This window comes from Kribbella sp. NPDC054772 (genome assembly GCF_053611945.1).
The window spans coordinates 34593-50763 of record NZ_JBSHBJ010000006.1 but is presented as its reverse complement, the minus strand read 5'-3'; the positions used below and the strand labels follow the sequence as shown (position 1 = coordinate 50763).

The following is a 16171-nucleotide window of genomic DNA, read 5'->3' as shown; positions in this document are numbered from 1 at the left end:
GCATTGTCGTGAAATCCGCCGGCGGCAGTGCCAAGATGTGCCCATGGAGTCGGTGATCTTCGAAAGCCGGGACCTGGGGCGGACCGAGGAATTCCTGAACCGGGCGTACACGAAAATGCAGATCGGCGGTACGCCGAAAGACGTCCGGGCGCGGATCTCGCGGGCGGCCGCCGAGTCGATCAGCATCGACCGGATCGAGATCGGTTTCGAGATGAGCTACGACGCGAATCCGCTCGGCAAGATCTGCCTGTGCGAGGTCCACTCCGGGAGCATCGGCGACCACGCGACCGACGGCTGGCGGGACGAGTTCCACCCAGGGGACCTCGCGTACTTCGCCCCGCCGGACAAGCCGTACGCCGGGACGGTGCGCAGGTCGGCGTACACGATCACGATGTTCGACGAGTCGCTGCTGACTCGGGTGGCCGGCGTCAACCGCCGGGACAACGCGCCGGTCCGGCTGGTCGCGCACCGGCCGCGCTCGCGGGAGGCGGCGCGGCACCTGTCCCGGACGATCGCCTATCTGGGCGACCACGTGCTGCCGAATCCCGCCGTCCAGTCGTCACCATTGCTGGTCGCGTCGGTCTCGCATTTGCTCGCCGCCAGTGTGCTGGAGGCATTTCCAAATACTGCGACGCCTGACCACAGAGCGGACAGCCGGGATGCCCGCCCGGCGACGATCAAGCGCGCTGTGGCATTCATCGAGTCGAATCTGGACAAAGCCATCGACGTCTCGGACATCGCAACCTTCGCCGGAGTCTCCGTGCGCGCCGTGCAGACTGCGTTCCAGCGACACCTCGGTACGTCGCCCCTCGCGTACCTGCGGCGCCTCCGGCTGGAACAGGTGCGGGCCGACCTGCTCGCTGCCGACCCGGCGGAGTGCACCGTCGCCGGCGTCGCGGCCCGCTGGGGCTTCCACCATCACGGGCGGATGTCCGCGGCGTACCACGACGTCTACGGCGAACTGCCGAGTGCGACGCTGGATCGTTAGGGCAGCTTCCGGGTGTCGATGAGCTGCTGGGCGACGTCCCGCAGCTTCGTGTTGGTGTCCTGCGAGTACCGCTTCAGGATCGCGAACGCGCGGTCGGCGTCGACGTCGAAGCGCTCCATCAGGATGCCCATCGCCTGACCGACGAGCTTCCGCGCGTCGACCGCCTGCGCCAGCGTCGCCTCGTGCTTCGCGGACGCGAGTGCGACCGAAGCGTGCCGGGCGAGGATGTGCGCCACCGCCTCGTCGTCGGCCGTGAACGCGTCCGGGAGCGGACTGTAGAGCCCGAGCACGCCGACCGTCCGGTACTGCTCCTGACCGGTCACCAGCGGTACGTCGAGGACGCTCCGCACGCCCAGTGCGGCGACTTTGGAGGCCCAGAGCGGCCAGCGGTCGTCGGTGCCGGTGTCGCGGATCAAGACCGGCGATCCGAGACGCAGGGACGTGACGAGCGGACCGTCCTGGCTGCTGATCTGCAGCTCGTACACCTCCGCGACCACCGGATCCGTCACGGCCGCGATCTCCGTCCGCGAGCCACGGCTGGAGAAGACGACACCGGCGTACGTGCAGTTCAGCGCCTGGAGAGCGAACTGGACGACCGCGTCCAGGGTCTCCTCGATCCCGGGTGCGTCGTGCAGCTCGACCGCGAGCCGCGCGAAGGCCGACGCATCGGTGTCGTTCACCGGGTCGATCAAGGTCATCTCTTTCTCCTGGCAGCCTGGCGGCGGAAGTGCCCGCCGTCGGGCCGCCGTGGTGCTAATCATGCGTCGACGGTGTGGGGCGCACGCGCGAATCCGGCCTATTGCCGCAGAATTGGCGTTCTGCGGACAGGCCGGTGTTCGTCCTACGGATAAGTTTGGAGAGGTGCAGGTGCCGAAGCGCTGGTCATGGGTGGCCGTGGGAGTGCTCCTGGTCGGCGTCTGGGCAGCCTGCTCGGACCAGTCCGAGACCACCAAGCCGGCCGCGGCGCCGAAGACCTCACCACCGCCTGTGGTGAAGCCATCACCCACCAAGACGAGCGCGAAGCCCTGGTACGACGACTACGACCCGGCACACTTCGCGCCGCAGGTACGCCGCTACGCCAAGGCGGCCGGGATCAACCCGCAGCTGCTGATGGCGATCCTGTACAACGAGGACTACAAGCCGCACGACCCGAAGTTCGAGCGGCAGTGGGCCGAGGTCGACTCGGACCCGGCGTTCGGGATCGCGAACATGCACGAGGCGGCGTTCGACGAGACGAAACGCGGCCGGGACTTCGCCAAGCGCAGGTGGGACGAGCTGCCGGACAACCCCGCGCTGGCGATCGAGGCCGCGGCGTGGCACCTGCACGATCTCGCGAAGCGCATCCCGAGCAAGCGCGCCGACCTCTACACGAAGGACGAATTGCTTGCCCTCGGCTACAACGCCGGTGGCGGGAACATGCGGATCTTCGCCCGCGGCCGGAAGGCCGGTCCCCAGGCGTCGTCGTACCTCGACCGCCTGCACCGCAACTGGGTGAAGTCCGGCGAGGCGATCAAGAGCTGACAGGAGACACCGTGGAATTCAGGGCACCCGCGCTGGCCGTGGCCGACTGGCGGCGGCAGGTGTTCGCGCTCTACCGGTCCGTCCGGGACGAGTCCGATCCGGCCGTCGCCCACGAGCTGTGGCGAGCGGGCCGCGACGACCTGCTGACCAACCACCCCGCCTCACCGGTCCCACCCGAGGACCGCTCGGCGTACGCCGGTGCGCGGGTCGCGCCGTACCGGCCGGAGTTGCGGTTCGACGCGGAGATCGACGCCGACGTCGAGCCGTTCGAGTGGGAGTTCGTGTCGGCCACCGACGGGGTGATCCCGTTCTCGCGGGTCGGCGTACTGCACCTGCCCGCGGTGGGGGATCTGGACGTCTGGTGGCTCGAGTCGTACGGCGGTGGGCTGTTCGTCCCGGTGAAGGACGCGCTGGCCGGCAAGTCGACGTACGGCGGTGGTCGCTATCTGATCGACACGGTCAAGGGTGCCGACCTCGGTGGCGACCTGCGCGCAGGTCACCTCGTCGTCGACCTGAACTTCACCTACAACGCATCGTGCGCGTACAGCCCGGACTGGACCTGCCCGCTCGCACCGGCAACCAACACCGTCGGTGTCGAGTTGCCGGTGGGCGAGCTGTCAGGCTGAGGGCTCCAGCGCCTGGGTGAGCAGGGCGATCAGCGCCTCGAGCTGGAAGTCGGCCGAGGAGCCGACCTCTTCGTCGGAGCCGTCGAGGGCCATCGCGGCCAGGCCGGCCTTGGCGTCGATCAGGTCGGCGATCCGCGTGTCGATGGTCTGCGCGGCGATGATCCGCCACGCGGTGACCGGCTCGTCCTGACCGATCCGGTGCACCCGGTCGATCGCCTGGGTCTGCTCGGCGTTCGTCCAGGACAGCTCGGCGAGCACGACGTTCGACGCGACCTGGAGGTTCAGGCCGACGCCCGCGGTGAGCAGCGAGCAGACCGCGATCGACACGTCGGGATCCTTGACGAAGGCATCGATGTTCTTCTGCCGGGTCCTCGCGGTCTGGTCGCCGCGGATCGACGAGTACTGGATGCCGCGCTCGGCGAACAGTTCCTCGGCGGTGTCCATCACCTCGATGTGCCGGGCGAAGAACACCACCTTGCCGACGTTCTGCGCGAGCTGCGCCGCGTAGTCCGCGGCCAGTCCGGCCTTCGCCTGACCGATCCGGCGGAACAGACTGAACACGTTGTCGCCGGTCTTCTTGGCGGCCATCTCGGCTCGCTCCCAGCTCGCCACCTGACGAACCAGGTCGTGGTCGACACCCTCGACCGTGACGCCGGAGCGGCGGGTCTCCAGAGCGGTCTGGTAGCGCGCCACCAGCCGATCGGCGAGCTCGCGCTCGGCGGCCCGGATCGAGCGGCCGACGGCGCCGTCCAGCTCGACCGGCAGGTCGGCGATCCGGCGGGCCGGGATGTCCGCGGCGACGTCCACCTTGCGGCGGCGGATGATGCCCATGTCGATCACGCTGGCCCGCGCGGCGGCCGCGAAGCCCGGGTCGGCCGGGGTCAGTTCGGTCGCGTCGAGCTTCTCCATCAGCTCGGACCGCGGCGACTTCTCGTCGACCCAGCCGAGGAACTCCCAGATCGCGGTGAAGTCCTCGATCGAGTTGATCAGCGGCGTACCGGTGAGGGCCATCAGCAGCGGCCGGGCGGTCCGGGTCCGGAGCCGGTTGGCCAGCTCGAGCACGTTGCGGGACCGTTGCGACTTCTTGTTCTTGATGAAGTGCGCCTCGTCCACCACCATGCCGCGGAAGCCGAGGTCGCCGAGCCAGCCGACGTGCCGGTCGAGCACCTCGTAGTTCACCACGACGATGTCCGCGAACCCGTCGATCGAGTCCCCGTCACCGTGGATCACAGTCGGCGTACGGCGGGGCGTCCAGAGGCCGGCCTCGCGGGCCCAGTTCGTCTTCACGACGTTCGGGACGACGGCGAGCAGCGGGTAGGCCTCGGCGGCCTGCGCGGCGAGCAGCGCCTGGGCGGTCTTGCCGAGGCCGGGCTCATCGGCGAGCAGGAACGTCCGGTGACCGTCGGCGGCGGCCGCGACCAGGCCGGCCTGGTGCGGCATCAACTCCAGGCCGCGGAGGCGGAGCGCGTCGATCCCACCGGTCAGCCGGAGCGAGGTCGGGTCGGGCAGGCTCATGCTCGCCGAGGCGGCCGCCTGCTCGAAGGAGCGCAACAGCGGGCCGATCAGCTCCCAGCCCGCCAGCCGCCCGGGGCGGGCCGGCCGGGACGGCGGGGCCGAGAAGTCCGGGGCGAGGAACGGGTTCGCGAGCTGCCGTGAGACCACCGCCTGCGGCACCACCCGGCGAGTCTGCGTGTCCTGGGGAGCGACCGGTTGCACCGGCTCCGGCTCCTCGGGGGCCTCCAGGCCGGCGTCCTCGAGCATCTGCCGCTTGAGCGCGGCAGCCGCCTCGGAGAGCACCGCGTCCTCGGCCAGCAGACCGAGCAGCGACGGCTCGAGCGCGGCGGTCTTGGCCAGGATCGTGGCGATCCCGTCCAGCCTCCGAAGCTGCTCGGTGCGGTACGCCTCGGTGGCGGACTCGGCCGCGTTCACCCGGGCCCGCTCCTCGCGGACCAGCAGGGCGACGATCTGGAACTTCGTCCGGGTCGACGGCTTGGTCGCGCCCCGGGTAACCGCGGACTCGACCTCGCGCACGGCCTGTGCGAGGACCTGGATCAGACCGTCTGACTCACCGTCGCGGACGCGCCGCTTGCGACGGGGTGCGGAACGGGTAGCGCCGGGCTGGCGCTGACCTCGTCGGGCCAACATTTCCTCCTGTGTCGTGCCACGGCCGAGCCATGGCGGAATGCCAGACCGCACGAGAACCGACCCGCCGGCGAAACGCCGCGCGGAGCCGTCCAGAGGGTCCCCCAGGAACACGGCTCAGAATGCACCGCTCCTGTGTGCGCGATCGAGAAGCAACTCTACCCGCACTAGCCTGAATGTTGCAGACCGGGATCGGGTACCAGGGTCGGCGCACCGGAAAGCTCCCCACATCGCGAGGGGTCGACAGTGGAGCAGATCGACGGAAAACCGCTGGGTGACGACGAGTTGCAGGCCCTCGACGCGTACTGGCGGGCCGCCAATTACCTGTCCGTCGGGCAGATCTATCTGCTCGCCAATCCACTGCTCCGGGAGCCGCTGCGACCGGAGCACGTCAAGCCGCGACTGCTCGGGCACTGGGGTACGACGCCGGGGCTGAACCTCATCTACGCGCACCTCAACCGGGTGATCCGGCAGCGTGACCGCGACGTGCTGTTCGTGACCGGGCCCGGGCACGGCGGGCCGGCCTTGGTGGCGAACACCTGGCTCGAGGGCAGCTGGACGGCGGCGTACCCGAACACGACACAGGACGAGCTGGGGATGGGGCGGCTGTTCAAACAGTTCTCGTTCCCGGGCGGCGTACCGAGTCACGTCGCGGCAGACGTGCCGGGGTCGATCAACGAGGGTGGCGAGCTCGGGTACTCGCTGAGTCACGCGTACGGCGCCGCCGCGGACAACCCGGACCTCGTGGTGGCCTGTGTGGTGGGCGACGGCGAGGCAGAGACGGGACCGCTCGCGGCGTCCTGGCACTCGAACAAGTTCTTGAACCCGGCGCGCGACGGCGCCGTCCTGCCGATCCTGCACCTGAACGGGTACAAGATCGCGAACCCGGCGGCACTCGCGCGGATCGGGGACGAGGAGCTGTCGGCGCTGATGCGCGGATACGGGTACGAGCCGCACCTGGTCGAAGGCTCGGACCCGGCGACGGTTCATCAGGCGATCGCGGCGACGCTGGACACCTGCTTCGACCGGATCGACGAGATCCAGCGCGAGGCCCGGTCGGCGGCGGGTACGCCGGAGCGGCCGGCGTGGCCGATGATCGTGCTGCGCACCCCGAAGGGCTGGACCGGTCCGCACACCGTGGACGGCCAGCAGGTCGAGGACACCTGGCGGTCGCATCAGGTCCCGCTGTCCGGCGTGCGGACGAACCAGGACCATCTGCACCAACTGGAGTCCTGGCTCCGCAGCTACCGTCCGGAGGACCTGTTCGACGACGACGGGCGTCCGGTCGCCGGCCTGACGGAGTTGGTCCCCGATCCGGCACGTCGGATGGGAGCGAGTCCGCACGCGAACGGCGGGGTGCTGAGCCGGGATCTCGAGTTGCCCGCGGTCGAGGAGTACGCCGTACCGGTGGCTGTGCCGGGGGCGGACGACGGGGAGCCGACGAAGGTGTTCGGGGCGTTCCTGCGGGACGCGTTCCGGCGGAACCCGGACAATCTGCGGCTCTTCGGCCCGGACGAGACCGAGTCGAACCGGCTCGGGGCGGTGTACGAGGAGACGGGCAAGCGGTGGCTGGCCGAGCGGCGGGACGGCGACAACCACCTCGCGGCCGACGGCCGGGTGCTGGAGATCCTCAGCGAGCACACCTGTCAGGGGTGGCTGGAGGGTTATCTGCTGACCGGGCGACACGGGCTGTTCTCGTCGTACGAGGCGTTCGTGCACATCGTCGACTCGATGGTGAACCAGCACGCGAAGTGGCTGAAGACGATCAACCGGCTCGAGTGGCGGCGTCCGGTGCCGTCGCTGAACTACCTGCTCACGTCGCATGTGTGGCGTCAGGACCACAACGGGTTCTCGCATCAGGATCCCGGGTTCATCGACCACGTGGTGAACAAGAAGGCGGAGGTCGTCCGCGTCTATCTGCCGCCGGACACGAACACGCTGCTGTCCACGATGGACCACTGCCTGCGGACCCGGAACTACATCAATGTCGTTGTCGCCGGCAAGCAACCGCAGCCGAACTGGCTGAGCTGGGACGAGGCCGCGCTGCACTGTGCGCGGGGCGTCGGCGTCTGGGACTTCGCCAGCAACGACGAGGGCGAACCCGATGTGGTGATGGCGTGCGCGGGCGACGTGCCGACGCTGGAGACGCTCGCGGCGGTCGACCTGCTTCGCGAGCAGTTGCCGGAGCTGCGGATCCGGGTCGTGAACGTTGTCGACCTGATGCGGTTGCAGGACCCGACCGACCATCCGCACGGGTTGCCGGACGCGGAGTACGACGCGCTGTTCACCACGGACAAGCCGGTGATCTTCGCGTACCACGGTTACCCGTGGCTGATCCATCGCCTCACCTACCGCCGGCACGGGCACGCCAACCTGCACGTCCGCGGCTACATCGAGGAAGGTACGACGACCACGCCGTTCGACATGACCGTCCGCAACAACCTCGATCGCTACCACCTCGCGATGGACGTGATCGACCGGGTGCCGTCCCTCGGCTCGCGCGCGGTGACGACTCGGCAGTACCTCGCCGACCAGCGCACCCGTCATCACACGTACGTGACGCGGTACGGCGAGGACCTCCCAGAGGTCCGCGAGTGGCGCTGGGCTACTCGAGAAGCGCGGCCGCACCTCGGAGGTCTGTGACGAACCGCTCGAGGTCGCGACGGAACTCCTGAGACCGTACGACGGCCGATGGGTGCACCGTCGCGACGGCCGCGCGCCCGTCCGCGAGCTCGACGCGTTCACCGCGGTGCTGCGTGACCCGGAAGCTCGTACCCAGCAATGCCCGCGCGGCGACCGCGCCCATCACCACCACGACGTCCGGCTTCACGATCTCCAGTTCGCGATGCAACCAGGGGGAGCAGGCAACGATCTGCCCGGCGGCCGGGGTCTTGTGGATCCGCCGCTTCCCGTCCCGCTCGAACCGGAAGTGCTTCACGGCGTTGGTCAGATAGACCTCCGACCGCTCGATCCCCGCCTCCACGAGCGCCTTGTCCAGCAGGTGCCCGGCCGGCCCCACGAAGACGTGCCCTTCCTTGTCCTCGTGATCCCCAGGCGTCTCGCCGACGAGCATCATCCGCGCCCGCACCGGCCCTTCACCCGGCACCGCCTGCTCGGCGTCCTCCCACAGGTCGCACCCGCGACAATCCCCGATGACGGCGCGGACCTTCCGCATCCCACCGTCCCGCGGTACCCACTCCTCAGCCCCGGCGTACTTGTTCATCACCCACCCGTTTCGGAGTGCGCCGCATGCACCGGCTTCGACTGCGCCGACCGTCGCTGCCGCAGGTAGACCGACCCACCGATGATCGCCGCCACCGCTAGGAACTCACTCTGCCAGTTCTGCAGCGACTCGTACCAGAACTGCGAAGTCCCGAGGTACTGCCAGGTCGTCACCGCACCGCCCCCGTGCAACTCCTGGTCCTGGCTGTACGCCGCCGCGCCGGTGGCCGCGTGCAACCAGATGGACAGCAGGAACGCGAGCCCGAAGGCGATCGCCAGCGAGTTCTCGTACAGCTTCAGGACTACTGCGGAACCACGTCGTACCGGCCAGGGTGCGTCGCGGTCGGCGCGGTGGTCGCGGGGATCCGCGTCTTGCGGTGCCGGCTCGTCGAGGGGGCGCGACTCGGCGGAGCCTTTCTGCACGAGGTACGCCGTGAGCAGGACGTACATGAACATCTGCAGGAACTCGGACTCCCAGTTCTCGAAGACCGCTTCGCCGAACGACGACGAGCCCAGGTACTGCGTCAGGCTCTCCGCGGCCCGGCCGTGAGAGGTGAGCTCGGCGTTCTGCTGGGCGTGACCCACGAACATGAGCCCGATCAGGAACCCCAGGAACAAGACGAGGTTCGCGAGCAGCAGCCCCCGGAGTCTCAGCCATCGCATACCGGTCCGGTACCCGCCCGGGGCTAATTCATGACGTGGGTGGGATCAGTGCCTGGCGGATGATGACCAAGGCGAAGAGGACGAGGGTGAGGGCGTGGACGACGGTGCACCACAGGCAGATGGCGTCGATCTGGAAGAGCTCGGCCCAGATCAGGTAGCAGACGAAGACGACGCCGGCGAGGACGCCGGCCAGGCGTAGGCGGCCCGGCCAGGGGGACGAGGTGCGCCACATCGGGGGGAGCGACAGCGCGGTCATGCCGACGAAGAACGCGAGCCCGAGGAGCGCGACCGGGATGCCGAACAGCTTGGAGTACTGGCTGCTGGTGACCTTGGCGCAGTTGACCACGCCGGTATCCGGGCACGCGAGCGTCGTACCCGCGGTGAAGTGCTCATACGTCAGGTACGCCGCGACCGCGACGCCGGCCAGTGACACCAGCAGGGTCGCCCACGGGATGACTCCCAGACCGGTGGACGAGGTCTGGGAGGACCGTTGTGCCGTGTCGCTCACGTCAGCTCTTCCCGGTGCCGAGCTTCGAGGCCGCGGCGGTGATGGCCTCGGTCGAGCAGACCTTGGCGGGCTGGTTGTTCGTCATCTTGCAGATCGCGGCGGTGTAGACGTTCGCGGAGGCGATCACGGCCTTCGCGATCGGGCTCGACGGGTCCTTGAGCGCGTTCGCGATCTCGGTCTGCGACTTCCCGGCCAGGACCTGCGGACTGTACGTCGCCCCGGAGGACACGTACTTCCCGCCGAGATCCACGAACGGGATCGACCCGTCACTCGAGACGTACGGCGGCTTGTTGTACGTGTCGAACGTCTTCTGGTCCTCGGCCGTCGGTGTGTCGAGCGGCTTGTACCCGTTCCCGACCTGCTCGTTGGTCGTCGTCTCGACACCCGTGAACGCGACGTACTGACTCGTGTACGTCGCTCCGTGGAACGACAGCGTCGCCGTGTTCGGGAAGACGTCGCTCCCGGACGAGTGCGTCGTCCCGAGGTTGCTGAAGGTGCCGAACCGGGACAGCGCGACCGAGACCGGCCAGCGCTCGGCGGCGCAGTACGGGCAGAACTCGGCGCCGATGTAGAGCACCTTCGGCTTGCCGTCGGCGGTCAGCGGCGGCGCGGTGATCGCGGACGGCGTGGCCTGGACGCCCTCGGTGCCGACCGCGGCGAACGTCGAGTCCGGGATCGAGGAGAGCGCGGTGACGAGACCGGCGTCGGCGGAACCGGACGCGCCGGTCGCGGTCTTCTTCCCGCCGCCGGCCAGCCGGATCGTGATCAGCCCGCCGACGATCACCACCACCAGCACGACGGCGCCGACCGCGAGCAGGAGGCGTCGTCGGCGCTCCGCCTGCTGCTGAGCCGCCAGCTGCGCCGCGATGCGCTCACGGGCCGCAGCCTTCTGTTCGACGCGCCGTGCCATGACTCTCCTCCACTCGCCCCCAGGTCCCTCAAGGACAACTATGCATCGGTCCCAGAAGTTCCTGCCTGTCTGTCACCGTGAGATTACAGATCCGCACAGCGGGCGCCGAAAGGAGGTCAGCGGTTGAGCTTCGGGCGGCCTAATGTTTCCTGACATGGACTGGCGCGCGTGGCATCAGGCGTACGAGGATCCCGAGTCGGCGTTGTCGCGGCGGTTGGAGGCCGTGCAGGAGCAGATCCGGATGGCGCTCGATCGCGCGCCGGCGGGTCCGGTCCCAGTGGTCAGCCTGTGTGCGGGGCAGGGGCGCGACCTTCTCGACGTACTGTCTGCTCATCCGCGGGGTGCCGAGGTACGGGCGCGGCTCGTCGAGCTGGATCCTGATCTCGCAGCGTCCGCCCGCGAACGAGCGGCGGGCCTGGAGTACGTCGACGTGGTGACCGGCGACGCCTCGCTGACCGATCACTACGACGGCCTGGTGCCGGCCGAACTGGTCCTGCTCTGCGGGATCTTCGGCAACATCAACGCCGACGACATCCGGCGCACCATCGACTCGGCTCCGCAGTTCTGCCGGACCGGCGCCACGGTGATCTGGACCCGCCACCGCGGGGAGCCCGATCTGGTGCCGACGATCTGTGAGTGGTTCGAGGCGCGCGGGTTCGAGCAGGTGTGGCTGTCGGACGCCGACACCGGGTTCGGCGTCGGCGTGCACCGTTTCACCGGCGTACCGCAGCCGCTGGTGAAGGGTCAGAGCCTGTTCAGTTTCGTGCCGGGCGGAGTATGAACAGCCCGAGCAGCAGCAGTCCGGCGAGCGCCAGGTAACCGACTTCCAGTACGGCGATCGTCGCGACCGCAGCGACCAGGATCGGACCGCCCGCGTCGCCGAGCTCACGCCCGAGTTCCGCGGTGCCCATCGTCTGCCCGAGCCGCTCGGGCGGCGTACTCGACGCCAGCGCCGCGAAGCCGAGCGGCGTGATGACGCCGGTTCCCGCCCCGATCAACGCGGCCGCGATCAACAGGAACACCACACCCGGCAGGGCCGCGCAGACGAAGCCGGCCGCGGCGAGGCCAAGCCCGAGTGCGATTCCTTTCTGCAACGACAACTTGCCCGCGTCGAGCGCGCGCCCGGTCCGGGGCTGCACGATCGCTGCCGTCGCGGCAAGCAACGAGACCGCTGCCCCGGTGGCGATGGTCCCGAGCCCGTCCGAAGCGCCGGTGACCGGCAGGAACCCGACCCCGACCGACAACGCGGCAGTCGCTGCCGCCAGCGCTGCGGTCGGCCGCAAGAACACCGGATCCGTGATCCGCTTCGCGAGATCCAACACCGTCTGTCGAGTCTTCGGCAACGGCGGCACCACGGGTACGACGATCAGCGCCCAGACCGCGACACCGATGGCAAGAACAGTCATCACACCGAACAGCAGCCGGAATCCACCGAGCCACACCAACGCGCCACCGAGCAACGGACCGGCCGTGTACCCGAGGCTCTTGTAGAACCCGTAGCTCCCGAAGGCCCGGCCGTGCTTCGCCGCCGGGTTCAACCGGGCGACCATCGCCGACGCGGCGGGGGAGAAGGCCGAGGCCGCCGCGCCCTGACCGAGTCGCGCTACCCACAACCAGCCGGGCCGGTCCGCGATCACATAGGTGCTGGAGGCAACGGCGAAGCCGACCAGTCCGAAGAGCAGCACCGGCCGCGCGCCGACCCGGTCCGCGATCGTGCCGAACACAGGCTTGAGCAGCACCTCGGCGCCGTCGTACAACGCGAGCAGGAAGCCGAGGGTGAGCAGTGAGGTGACGGCGTCGGACGACGAGCCGCCGAGATTCGCCGCAATCGCGTGCGCGCCGAAGGCCGTGGTGAAGCCTGCCGCGTAGAGCGGCCACATCGTCTTCACTGCGCTTCTCCCGGGAGTTGGTGCAGTGCGCGGAACACGAGTTCGGCGTACTCCTCGCAGCGGGCGGCGCAGTCCTTGAGCCGGGCGGTCGACTCGGCGGCTTGCGGCGTACCGAAGACGTCGCGGCTGGTCAGGTCGCGGTGCCAGCGGCGGAGGCGTTCGAGACTCTGTTCCTCCTCCTCGAGCTCGGCGAGGGTGAACTTCTCGATCCGGATCTCCTTGGCGATCTCGGCCTCGAACTTCGTGCAGTCGGCGAGGAACTCGGTCCAGTCCGCGCGCCGCGCCTCGTCGTACAGGCCGCGCAGGCGAGCGCCGTCGGCGGCGTCCTTGCCGGCCGCCTCGAGCATCGTCACCTCGCCCTCGGCACGGGCGACCAGCTCGGTCGTCCGCTGCACCGCGGCCTCGAAGACGGGGAGCTCCGGAACCGCCCAGACGCCTTGGCCGAGCGACAGCGCGCCCGCCTTCCGGAGCTCGCGCCACACGGCCACGCGATGCCGCGAGGGTTCCGCCGGGATGCGTACGAGGAGTACCAGCCATCGATCCGTCACAGCGCTCAATGTAGCGCGCGTTACAGAGATGTGCATCTCGACAGATTTTGGGTACATCAGTTATGTTACATAGACGATGTCATATCGCCGGAGGTGAGCGATGGACCAGACCGCGCAGCGGTTGCTGGGATCCGCGACCCGGTTGTCGCGGGATCCCGAGACGGAGATCGACTGGGACGCGCCGGTCGGCGACGGGTACGGGTTGTCCCCGGAGTGGAGCACGCTCTACGGGACGCCGTACTGGGACGAGCTGTCCGAGGAGCAGCGGCGGGAGCTGACCCGGCACGAGTCGGCGTCGGTGGCCACCACCGGGATCTGGTTCGAGCTGATCCTGCAGCAGCTGATCCTCCGCGACGTGTACGACAAGCCGGCCCGGAGCGCGGAGTTCCAGTGGGCGCTGACCGAGATCGCCGACGAGTGCCGGCACTCGATCATGTTCGCCCGCGCGACCGAGAAGCTGGTGGAGCCGGCGTACCGGCCGCGGCTGTTGGCGCGTGAGCTGGGTCGCGCGTTCAAGACGATCGCCACGGGTGAGTCGGCGTACGCCGCGATTCTGGTCGCCGAGGAAGTGCTCGACGTGATGCAGCGCGACTGGATGCGCGACCGCCGGGTCGAGCCGATGGTGCGCACCGTGAACCACATCCACGTGGTCGAGGAGTCGCGGCACATGGTGTTCGCCCGCGAGGAGACGCGCGAGCGGCTGGCCGGTGCGTCGCGCGGCCGGCGCTGGGTGAGCGCGCTGGTGATCGCGATCGCGGCGGACATGATCGTGTCCAGCATGGTGGGCCGTGAGGTGTACAAGAACGTCGGCCTGGACCCCGACCGCGCGGTCCGTGAAGCGCGGCGCAACGAGCACCACCGGTCGCTGCTGCGAACCAGCTGCGCGAACCTGATGGACTTCCTCCGGGAGGTCGGCCTGCTGACGCCGGCCGCGGCCCGCGTGTATCGGCGGACCGGGCTGCTGTGAGCTACGCGATCTCGGGGGAGTGCTGCTCGGACGCGAGCTGCGTCGCGGTCTGCCCGATGAACAGCATCCACCCGTCGCCGGGCGAGCCCGGGTTCGGGACCGGTGCCAGCCTGTTCATCGATCCGCGGACCTGCATCGACTGCGGTGCGTGCGCCGATATCTGCCCGGTCGACGCGGCGCAGCCCGCCGACCAGTCAGCGCCCGAGGACGTCGAGCGGAACGCGGCGTACTTCGCTGATCGGGAGCCGCTGAACGCGTTCGATCTGGACGCGTGGGAGCCGACGACGTACGAGACCTGGGGCGGCGGCCCGCGACGCGTGCTGGTCGTCGGCGCGGGACCGGCCGGGATGTACGCGACACGTGAACTGTTGCTGCGGACCACGGCCGAGGTGACGCTCGTCGACCGGTTCGACCACGTCGGCGGGCTGGTGCGGTTCGGTGTTGCGCCGGATCATCCGCGGACCAAGCAGATCATCTCCACCTTCGAGCGGATCGTGCAGCACCCGCGGGTCCGCTGGCGCCCGCGCACCGAGGCCTCCGAGATGACGGGGTACGACGCGGTGATCCACGCCGTCGGCGCTTATGAGAGCCGCCGACTCGGCTTCGAGGGCGAGTGCACCGCCGAGCAGTTCGTTGCCTGGTACAACGGACGACCGGGTACGACGTTGCCCGTCGAACTGATCGGTCCGCGAGCAGTCGTCGTCGGCAACGGGAACGTCGCGCTCGATCTGGCACGCCTGCTCCTGAGTGACGAGGAGCGGCTGCGCGCCATGGACGTGACGCCTGAGGTACGGCGGGCGCTCGGTGCGCGCGGGATCAAGGAGGTCGTGCTGCTCGGACGGCGCGGGCCCGAGGAAGCGGCGTACACGGAGTCGGCGTTGCGGGAGTTACTGGACGCCGCCGGTGACCGGGTCGAGCTGCGGTACAACGCGCGGCCGACCGGGTGGGGTGCGGACGGGCTGACGCTGGACACCGGCGAGACGATTGCGGCGGGCAACTTGTTCAGCGCGATCGGGTTCGTCGGGCAGCCGGTCGACGGGTTGCCGTTCGACGTGCAGCGGGGCGTCGTACCGAACGTCCGCGGCGCCGTCGTCGACCGGCCGGGCCACTACGTGGCGGGCTGGATCAAACGCGGTGCGCGCGGCGGGATCGGCGTGAACAAGGCCTGCGCCCAGGAGACCGTGATGACGCTGGTCAGTGCGTCCAGGGGTGCAGCTTCTCCGGGTTCCTGATCGCCCAGATCTTGGTGATCTGGTCGCCGGCGACGTCGAACGCGATCACGGTCTCGACGACACCCTCGAACTCGATCACCAGGCCCGGCTGACCGTTGACCGTCCGCTCGACGATCTGGCGTCCGAGGTTGAACACCGGCAGACCGGTGAAGTACTCGGCGACCTGCGTGCCACCGCGCACCGGCTCGAGCGCGGCGGTCACCACGCCGCCACCGTCGGCGGTCGCCAGCACATCCGGGTCGAGCAGCGTGACCAGCGCGGCGATGTCCGTCGCCTCCCAGGCGGCCTTGAACTCGCGGACGAGCTCGGCCCGCCGCGCGGACGGCGGCGTCGGCGATTCCGCGTCCCGGATCCGGCGCCGCGCCGAGGACGCGAGCTGACGGCAGGCCGCCGGCGTCCGGCCGACGATCTCGGCGACCTCCGGGAACGGGTACCGGAACACGTCGTGCAGGATGAACGCCACCCGCTCGGCCGGCGTCATCGCGTCGAGAACGACCAGGAACGCCATGTTCACCGATTCGTCGAGCGTCACCCGGTCGGCCGGGTCGGCCAGCTCACCCGAGCCGGTCGGGCCGCTGTGCCACTCGGTGCTCTCCGGGAGCGGCTCGGGGATCCACTCGCCGACGTACCGCTCGCGCCGGGCGCGGGCGGAACGGAGCAGGTCGAGGCAGATCCGGCTGGCGACCTTGGTCAGCCACGCGGCCGGGTTGTCGATCGCCGACTGCTCGGCGGGCGTCATCGCGTACCAGCGGGCGTAGGTCTCCTGGACCACGTCCTCCGCGTCGGCGAGCGAGCCGAGCAGCCGGTAGGCGAGGTTGATCAGCTGCCGCCGCTCGCTCATGATCGCGCTCAGACCCGGGTCCGTCATGTCGGTCCTCTCCTCGTTCATACCCGGACGACGAGACAGCCTGCGCGAGTGTGAGATCTGACAGTTCGCCGGCGTGTTCCGTCGTAC

General features: G+C 69.4%; 16 protein-coding genes. 7 read left to right on the top strand and 9 right to left on the bottom strand.

Annotated features, from left to right (window positions below):
* Positions 1–43: 43 nt before the first annotated feature.
* Positions 44–988 carry a helix-turn-helix domain-containing protein gene (locus ACWGID_RS12375; RefSeq protein ID WP_452196517.1) on the top strand — a complete coding sequence of 315 codons (945 nt, stop codon included), beginning with the start codon at positions 44–46 and terminating at the stop codon, positions 986–988.
* Here the strand turns inward: ACWGID_RS12375 and ACWGID_RS12370 are convergent.
* Positions 985–1686: a GAF and ANTAR domain-containing protein gene (locus tag ACWGID_RS12370; protein WP_452196516.1), complete on the bottom strand. Its 702-nt coding sequence runs from the start codon at positions 1684–1686 to the stop codon at positions 985–987. The genes ACWGID_RS12375 and ACWGID_RS12370 overlap by 4 nt on opposite strands.
* 163 nt (positions 1687–1849) lie before the next feature.
* Between ACWGID_RS12370 and ACWGID_RS12365 the strand changes: the two genes are divergently transcribed.
* Both ACWGID_RS12365 and ACWGID_RS12360 read left to right on the top strand, forming a co-directional pair.
* Complete coding sequence (locus tag ACWGID_RS12365) at positions 1850–2509, top strand: transglycosylase SLT domain-containing protein (protein WP_452196515.1); 660 nt, start codon at positions 1850–1852, stop codon at positions 2507–2509.
* Positions 2510–2520: 11 nt separating this feature from the next.
* Positions 2521–3135, top strand: a complete 615-nt coding sequence (locus tag ACWGID_RS12360; protein WP_452196514.1) for a DUF1684 domain-containing protein — start codon at positions 2521–2523, stop codon at positions 3133–3135.
* On the opposite strand, the gene ACWGID_RS12355 is transcribed toward ACWGID_RS12360, so the two are convergent.
* On the bottom strand, positions 3127–5280 hold the full coding sequence (locus ACWGID_RS12355) for a DEAD/DEAH box helicase (protein ID WP_452196513.1): 2154 nt from the start codon (positions 5278–5280) through the stop codon (positions 3127–3129). The two genes, ACWGID_RS12360 and ACWGID_RS12355, sit on opposite strands and share 9 nt — an antisense overlap.
* A 243-nt stretch (positions 5281–5523) precedes the next feature.
* Between ACWGID_RS12355 and ACWGID_RS12350 the strand changes: the two genes are divergently transcribed.
* A complete protein-coding gene (locus tag ACWGID_RS12350; protein ID WP_452196512.1) occupies positions 5524–7920 on the top strand; it encodes a phosphoketolase family protein in 2397 nt (798 codons plus the stop codon).
* Here the strand turns inward: ACWGID_RS12350 and ACWGID_RS12345 are convergent.
* The 4 genes from ACWGID_RS12345 to ACWGID_RS12330 are packed head-to-tail and all read right to left on the bottom strand — an operon-like array spanning position 7883 to position 10580.
* Positions 7883–8500 (bottom strand): UdgX family uracil-DNA binding protein, encoded by a 618-nt coding sequence (locus tag ACWGID_RS12345; protein ID WP_452196511.1) that lies wholly within the window; start codon positions 8498–8500, stop codon positions 7883–7885. The two genes, ACWGID_RS12350 and ACWGID_RS12345, sit on opposite strands and share 38 nt — an antisense overlap.
* Positions 8500–9162, bottom strand: coding sequence for a DUF6766 family protein (locus ACWGID_RS12340; protein WP_452196510.1), 663 nt, complete (start codon positions 9160–9162; stop codon positions 8500–8502). The genes ACWGID_RS12345 and ACWGID_RS12340 overlap by 1 nt, the downstream gene beginning before the upstream one ends.
* Before the next feature lie 28 nt (positions 9163–9190).
* Complete coding sequence (locus ACWGID_RS12335; protein ID WP_452196509.1) at positions 9191–9670, bottom strand: vitamin K epoxide reductase family protein; 480 nt, start codon at positions 9668–9670, stop codon at positions 9191–9193.
* Position 9671: 1 nt separating this feature from the next.
* Positions 9672–10580, bottom strand: a complete 909-nt coding sequence (locus ACWGID_RS12330) for a DUF929 family protein (protein WP_452196508.1) — start codon at positions 10578–10580, stop codon at positions 9672–9674.
* Between the two features lie 154 nt (positions 10581–10734).
* On the opposite strand from ACWGID_RS12330, the gene ACWGID_RS12325 reads away from it, so the two are divergent.
* Positions 10735–11361, top strand: coding sequence for an SAM-dependent methyltransferase (locus ACWGID_RS12325; RefSeq protein ID WP_452196507.1), 627 nt, complete (start codon positions 10735–10737; stop codon positions 11359–11361).
* On the opposite strand, the gene ACWGID_RS12320 is transcribed toward ACWGID_RS12325, so the two are convergent.
* Both ACWGID_RS12320 and ACWGID_RS12315 read right to left on the bottom strand, forming a co-directional pair.
* A complete protein-coding gene (locus tag ACWGID_RS12320) occupies positions 11336–12460 on the bottom strand; it encodes an MFS transporter (protein ID WP_452196793.1) in 1125 nt (374 codons plus the stop codon). The genes ACWGID_RS12325 and ACWGID_RS12320 overlap by 26 nt on opposite strands.
* A gap of 5 nt (positions 12461–12465) precedes the next feature.
* A complete protein-coding gene (locus ACWGID_RS12315; RefSeq protein WP_452196506.1) occupies positions 12466–13017 on the bottom strand; it encodes a Chromate resistance protein ChrB in 552 nt (183 codons plus the stop codon).
* Between the two features lie 100 nt (positions 13018–13117).
* Here ACWGID_RS12315 and ACWGID_RS12310 point away from each other — a divergent pair, with 100 nt between their 5' ends.
* The gene (locus ACWGID_RS12310; RefSeq protein ID WP_452196505.1) at positions 13118–13984 is read left to right on the top strand and encodes an AurF N-oxygenase family protein; all 867 of its coding nucleotides are present in this window, start codon (positions 13118–13120) and stop codon (positions 13982–13984) included.
* Positions 13981–15216 carry an FAD-dependent oxidoreductase gene (locus ACWGID_RS12305; protein WP_452196504.1) on the top strand — a complete coding sequence of 412 codons (1236 nt, stop codon included), beginning with the start codon at positions 13981–13983 and terminating at the stop codon, positions 15214–15216. The genes ACWGID_RS12310 and ACWGID_RS12305 overlap by 4 nt, the downstream gene beginning before the upstream one ends.
* Here the strand turns inward: ACWGID_RS12305 and sigJ are convergent.
* Positions 15179–16084, bottom strand: a complete 906-nt coding sequence (sigJ, locus tag ACWGID_RS12300) for an RNA polymerase sigma factor SigJ (protein WP_452196503.1) — start codon at positions 16082–16084, stop codon at positions 15179–15181. The genes ACWGID_RS12305 and sigJ overlap by 38 nt on opposite strands.
* Positions 16085–16171: the final 87 nt, after the last annotated feature.

Bases quoted from the DNA above. Each gene is read 5' to 3' on its own strand.
- ACWGID_RS12355 (WP_452196513.1), bottom strand. From the start codon at position 5,280: ATGTTGGCCCGACGAGGTCAGCGCCAGCCCGGCGCTACCCGTTCCGCA.
- ACWGID_RS12340 (WP_452196510.1), bottom strand. From the start codon at position 9,162: ATGCGATGGCTGAGACTCCGGGGGCTGCTGCTCGCGAACCTCGTCTTG.
- ACWGID_RS12310 (WP_452196505.1), top strand. From the start codon at position 13,118: ATGGACCAGACCGCGCAGCGGTTGCTGGGATCCGCGACCCGGTTGTCG.
- ACWGID_RS12375 (WP_452196517.1), top strand. From the start codon at position 44: ATGGAGTCGGTGATCTTCGAAAGCCGGGACCTGGGGCGGACCGAGGAA.
- ACWGID_RS12370 (WP_452196516.1), bottom strand. From the start codon at position 1,686: ATGACCTTGATCGACCCGGTGAACGACACCGATGCGTCGGCCTTCGCG.
- ACWGID_RS12330 (WP_452196508.1), bottom strand. From the start codon at position 10,580: ATGGCACGGCGCGTCGAACAGAAGGCTGCGGCCCGTGAGCGCATCGCG.
- sigJ (WP_452196503.1), bottom strand. From the start codon at position 16,084: ATGACGGACCCGGGTCTGAGCGCGATCATGAGCGAGCGGCGGCAGCTG.
- ACWGID_RS12320 (WP_452196793.1), bottom strand. From the start codon at position 12,460: ATGTGGCCGCTCTACGCGGCAGGCTTCACCACGGCCTTCGGCGCGCAC.
- ACWGID_RS12325 (WP_452196507.1), top strand. From the start codon at position 10,735: ATGGACTGGCGCGCGTGGCATCAGGCGTACGAGGATCCCGAGTCGGCG.
- ACWGID_RS12345 (WP_452196511.1), bottom strand. From the start codon at position 8,500: ATGAACAAGTACGCCGGGGCTGAGGAGTGGGTACCGCGGGACGGTGGG.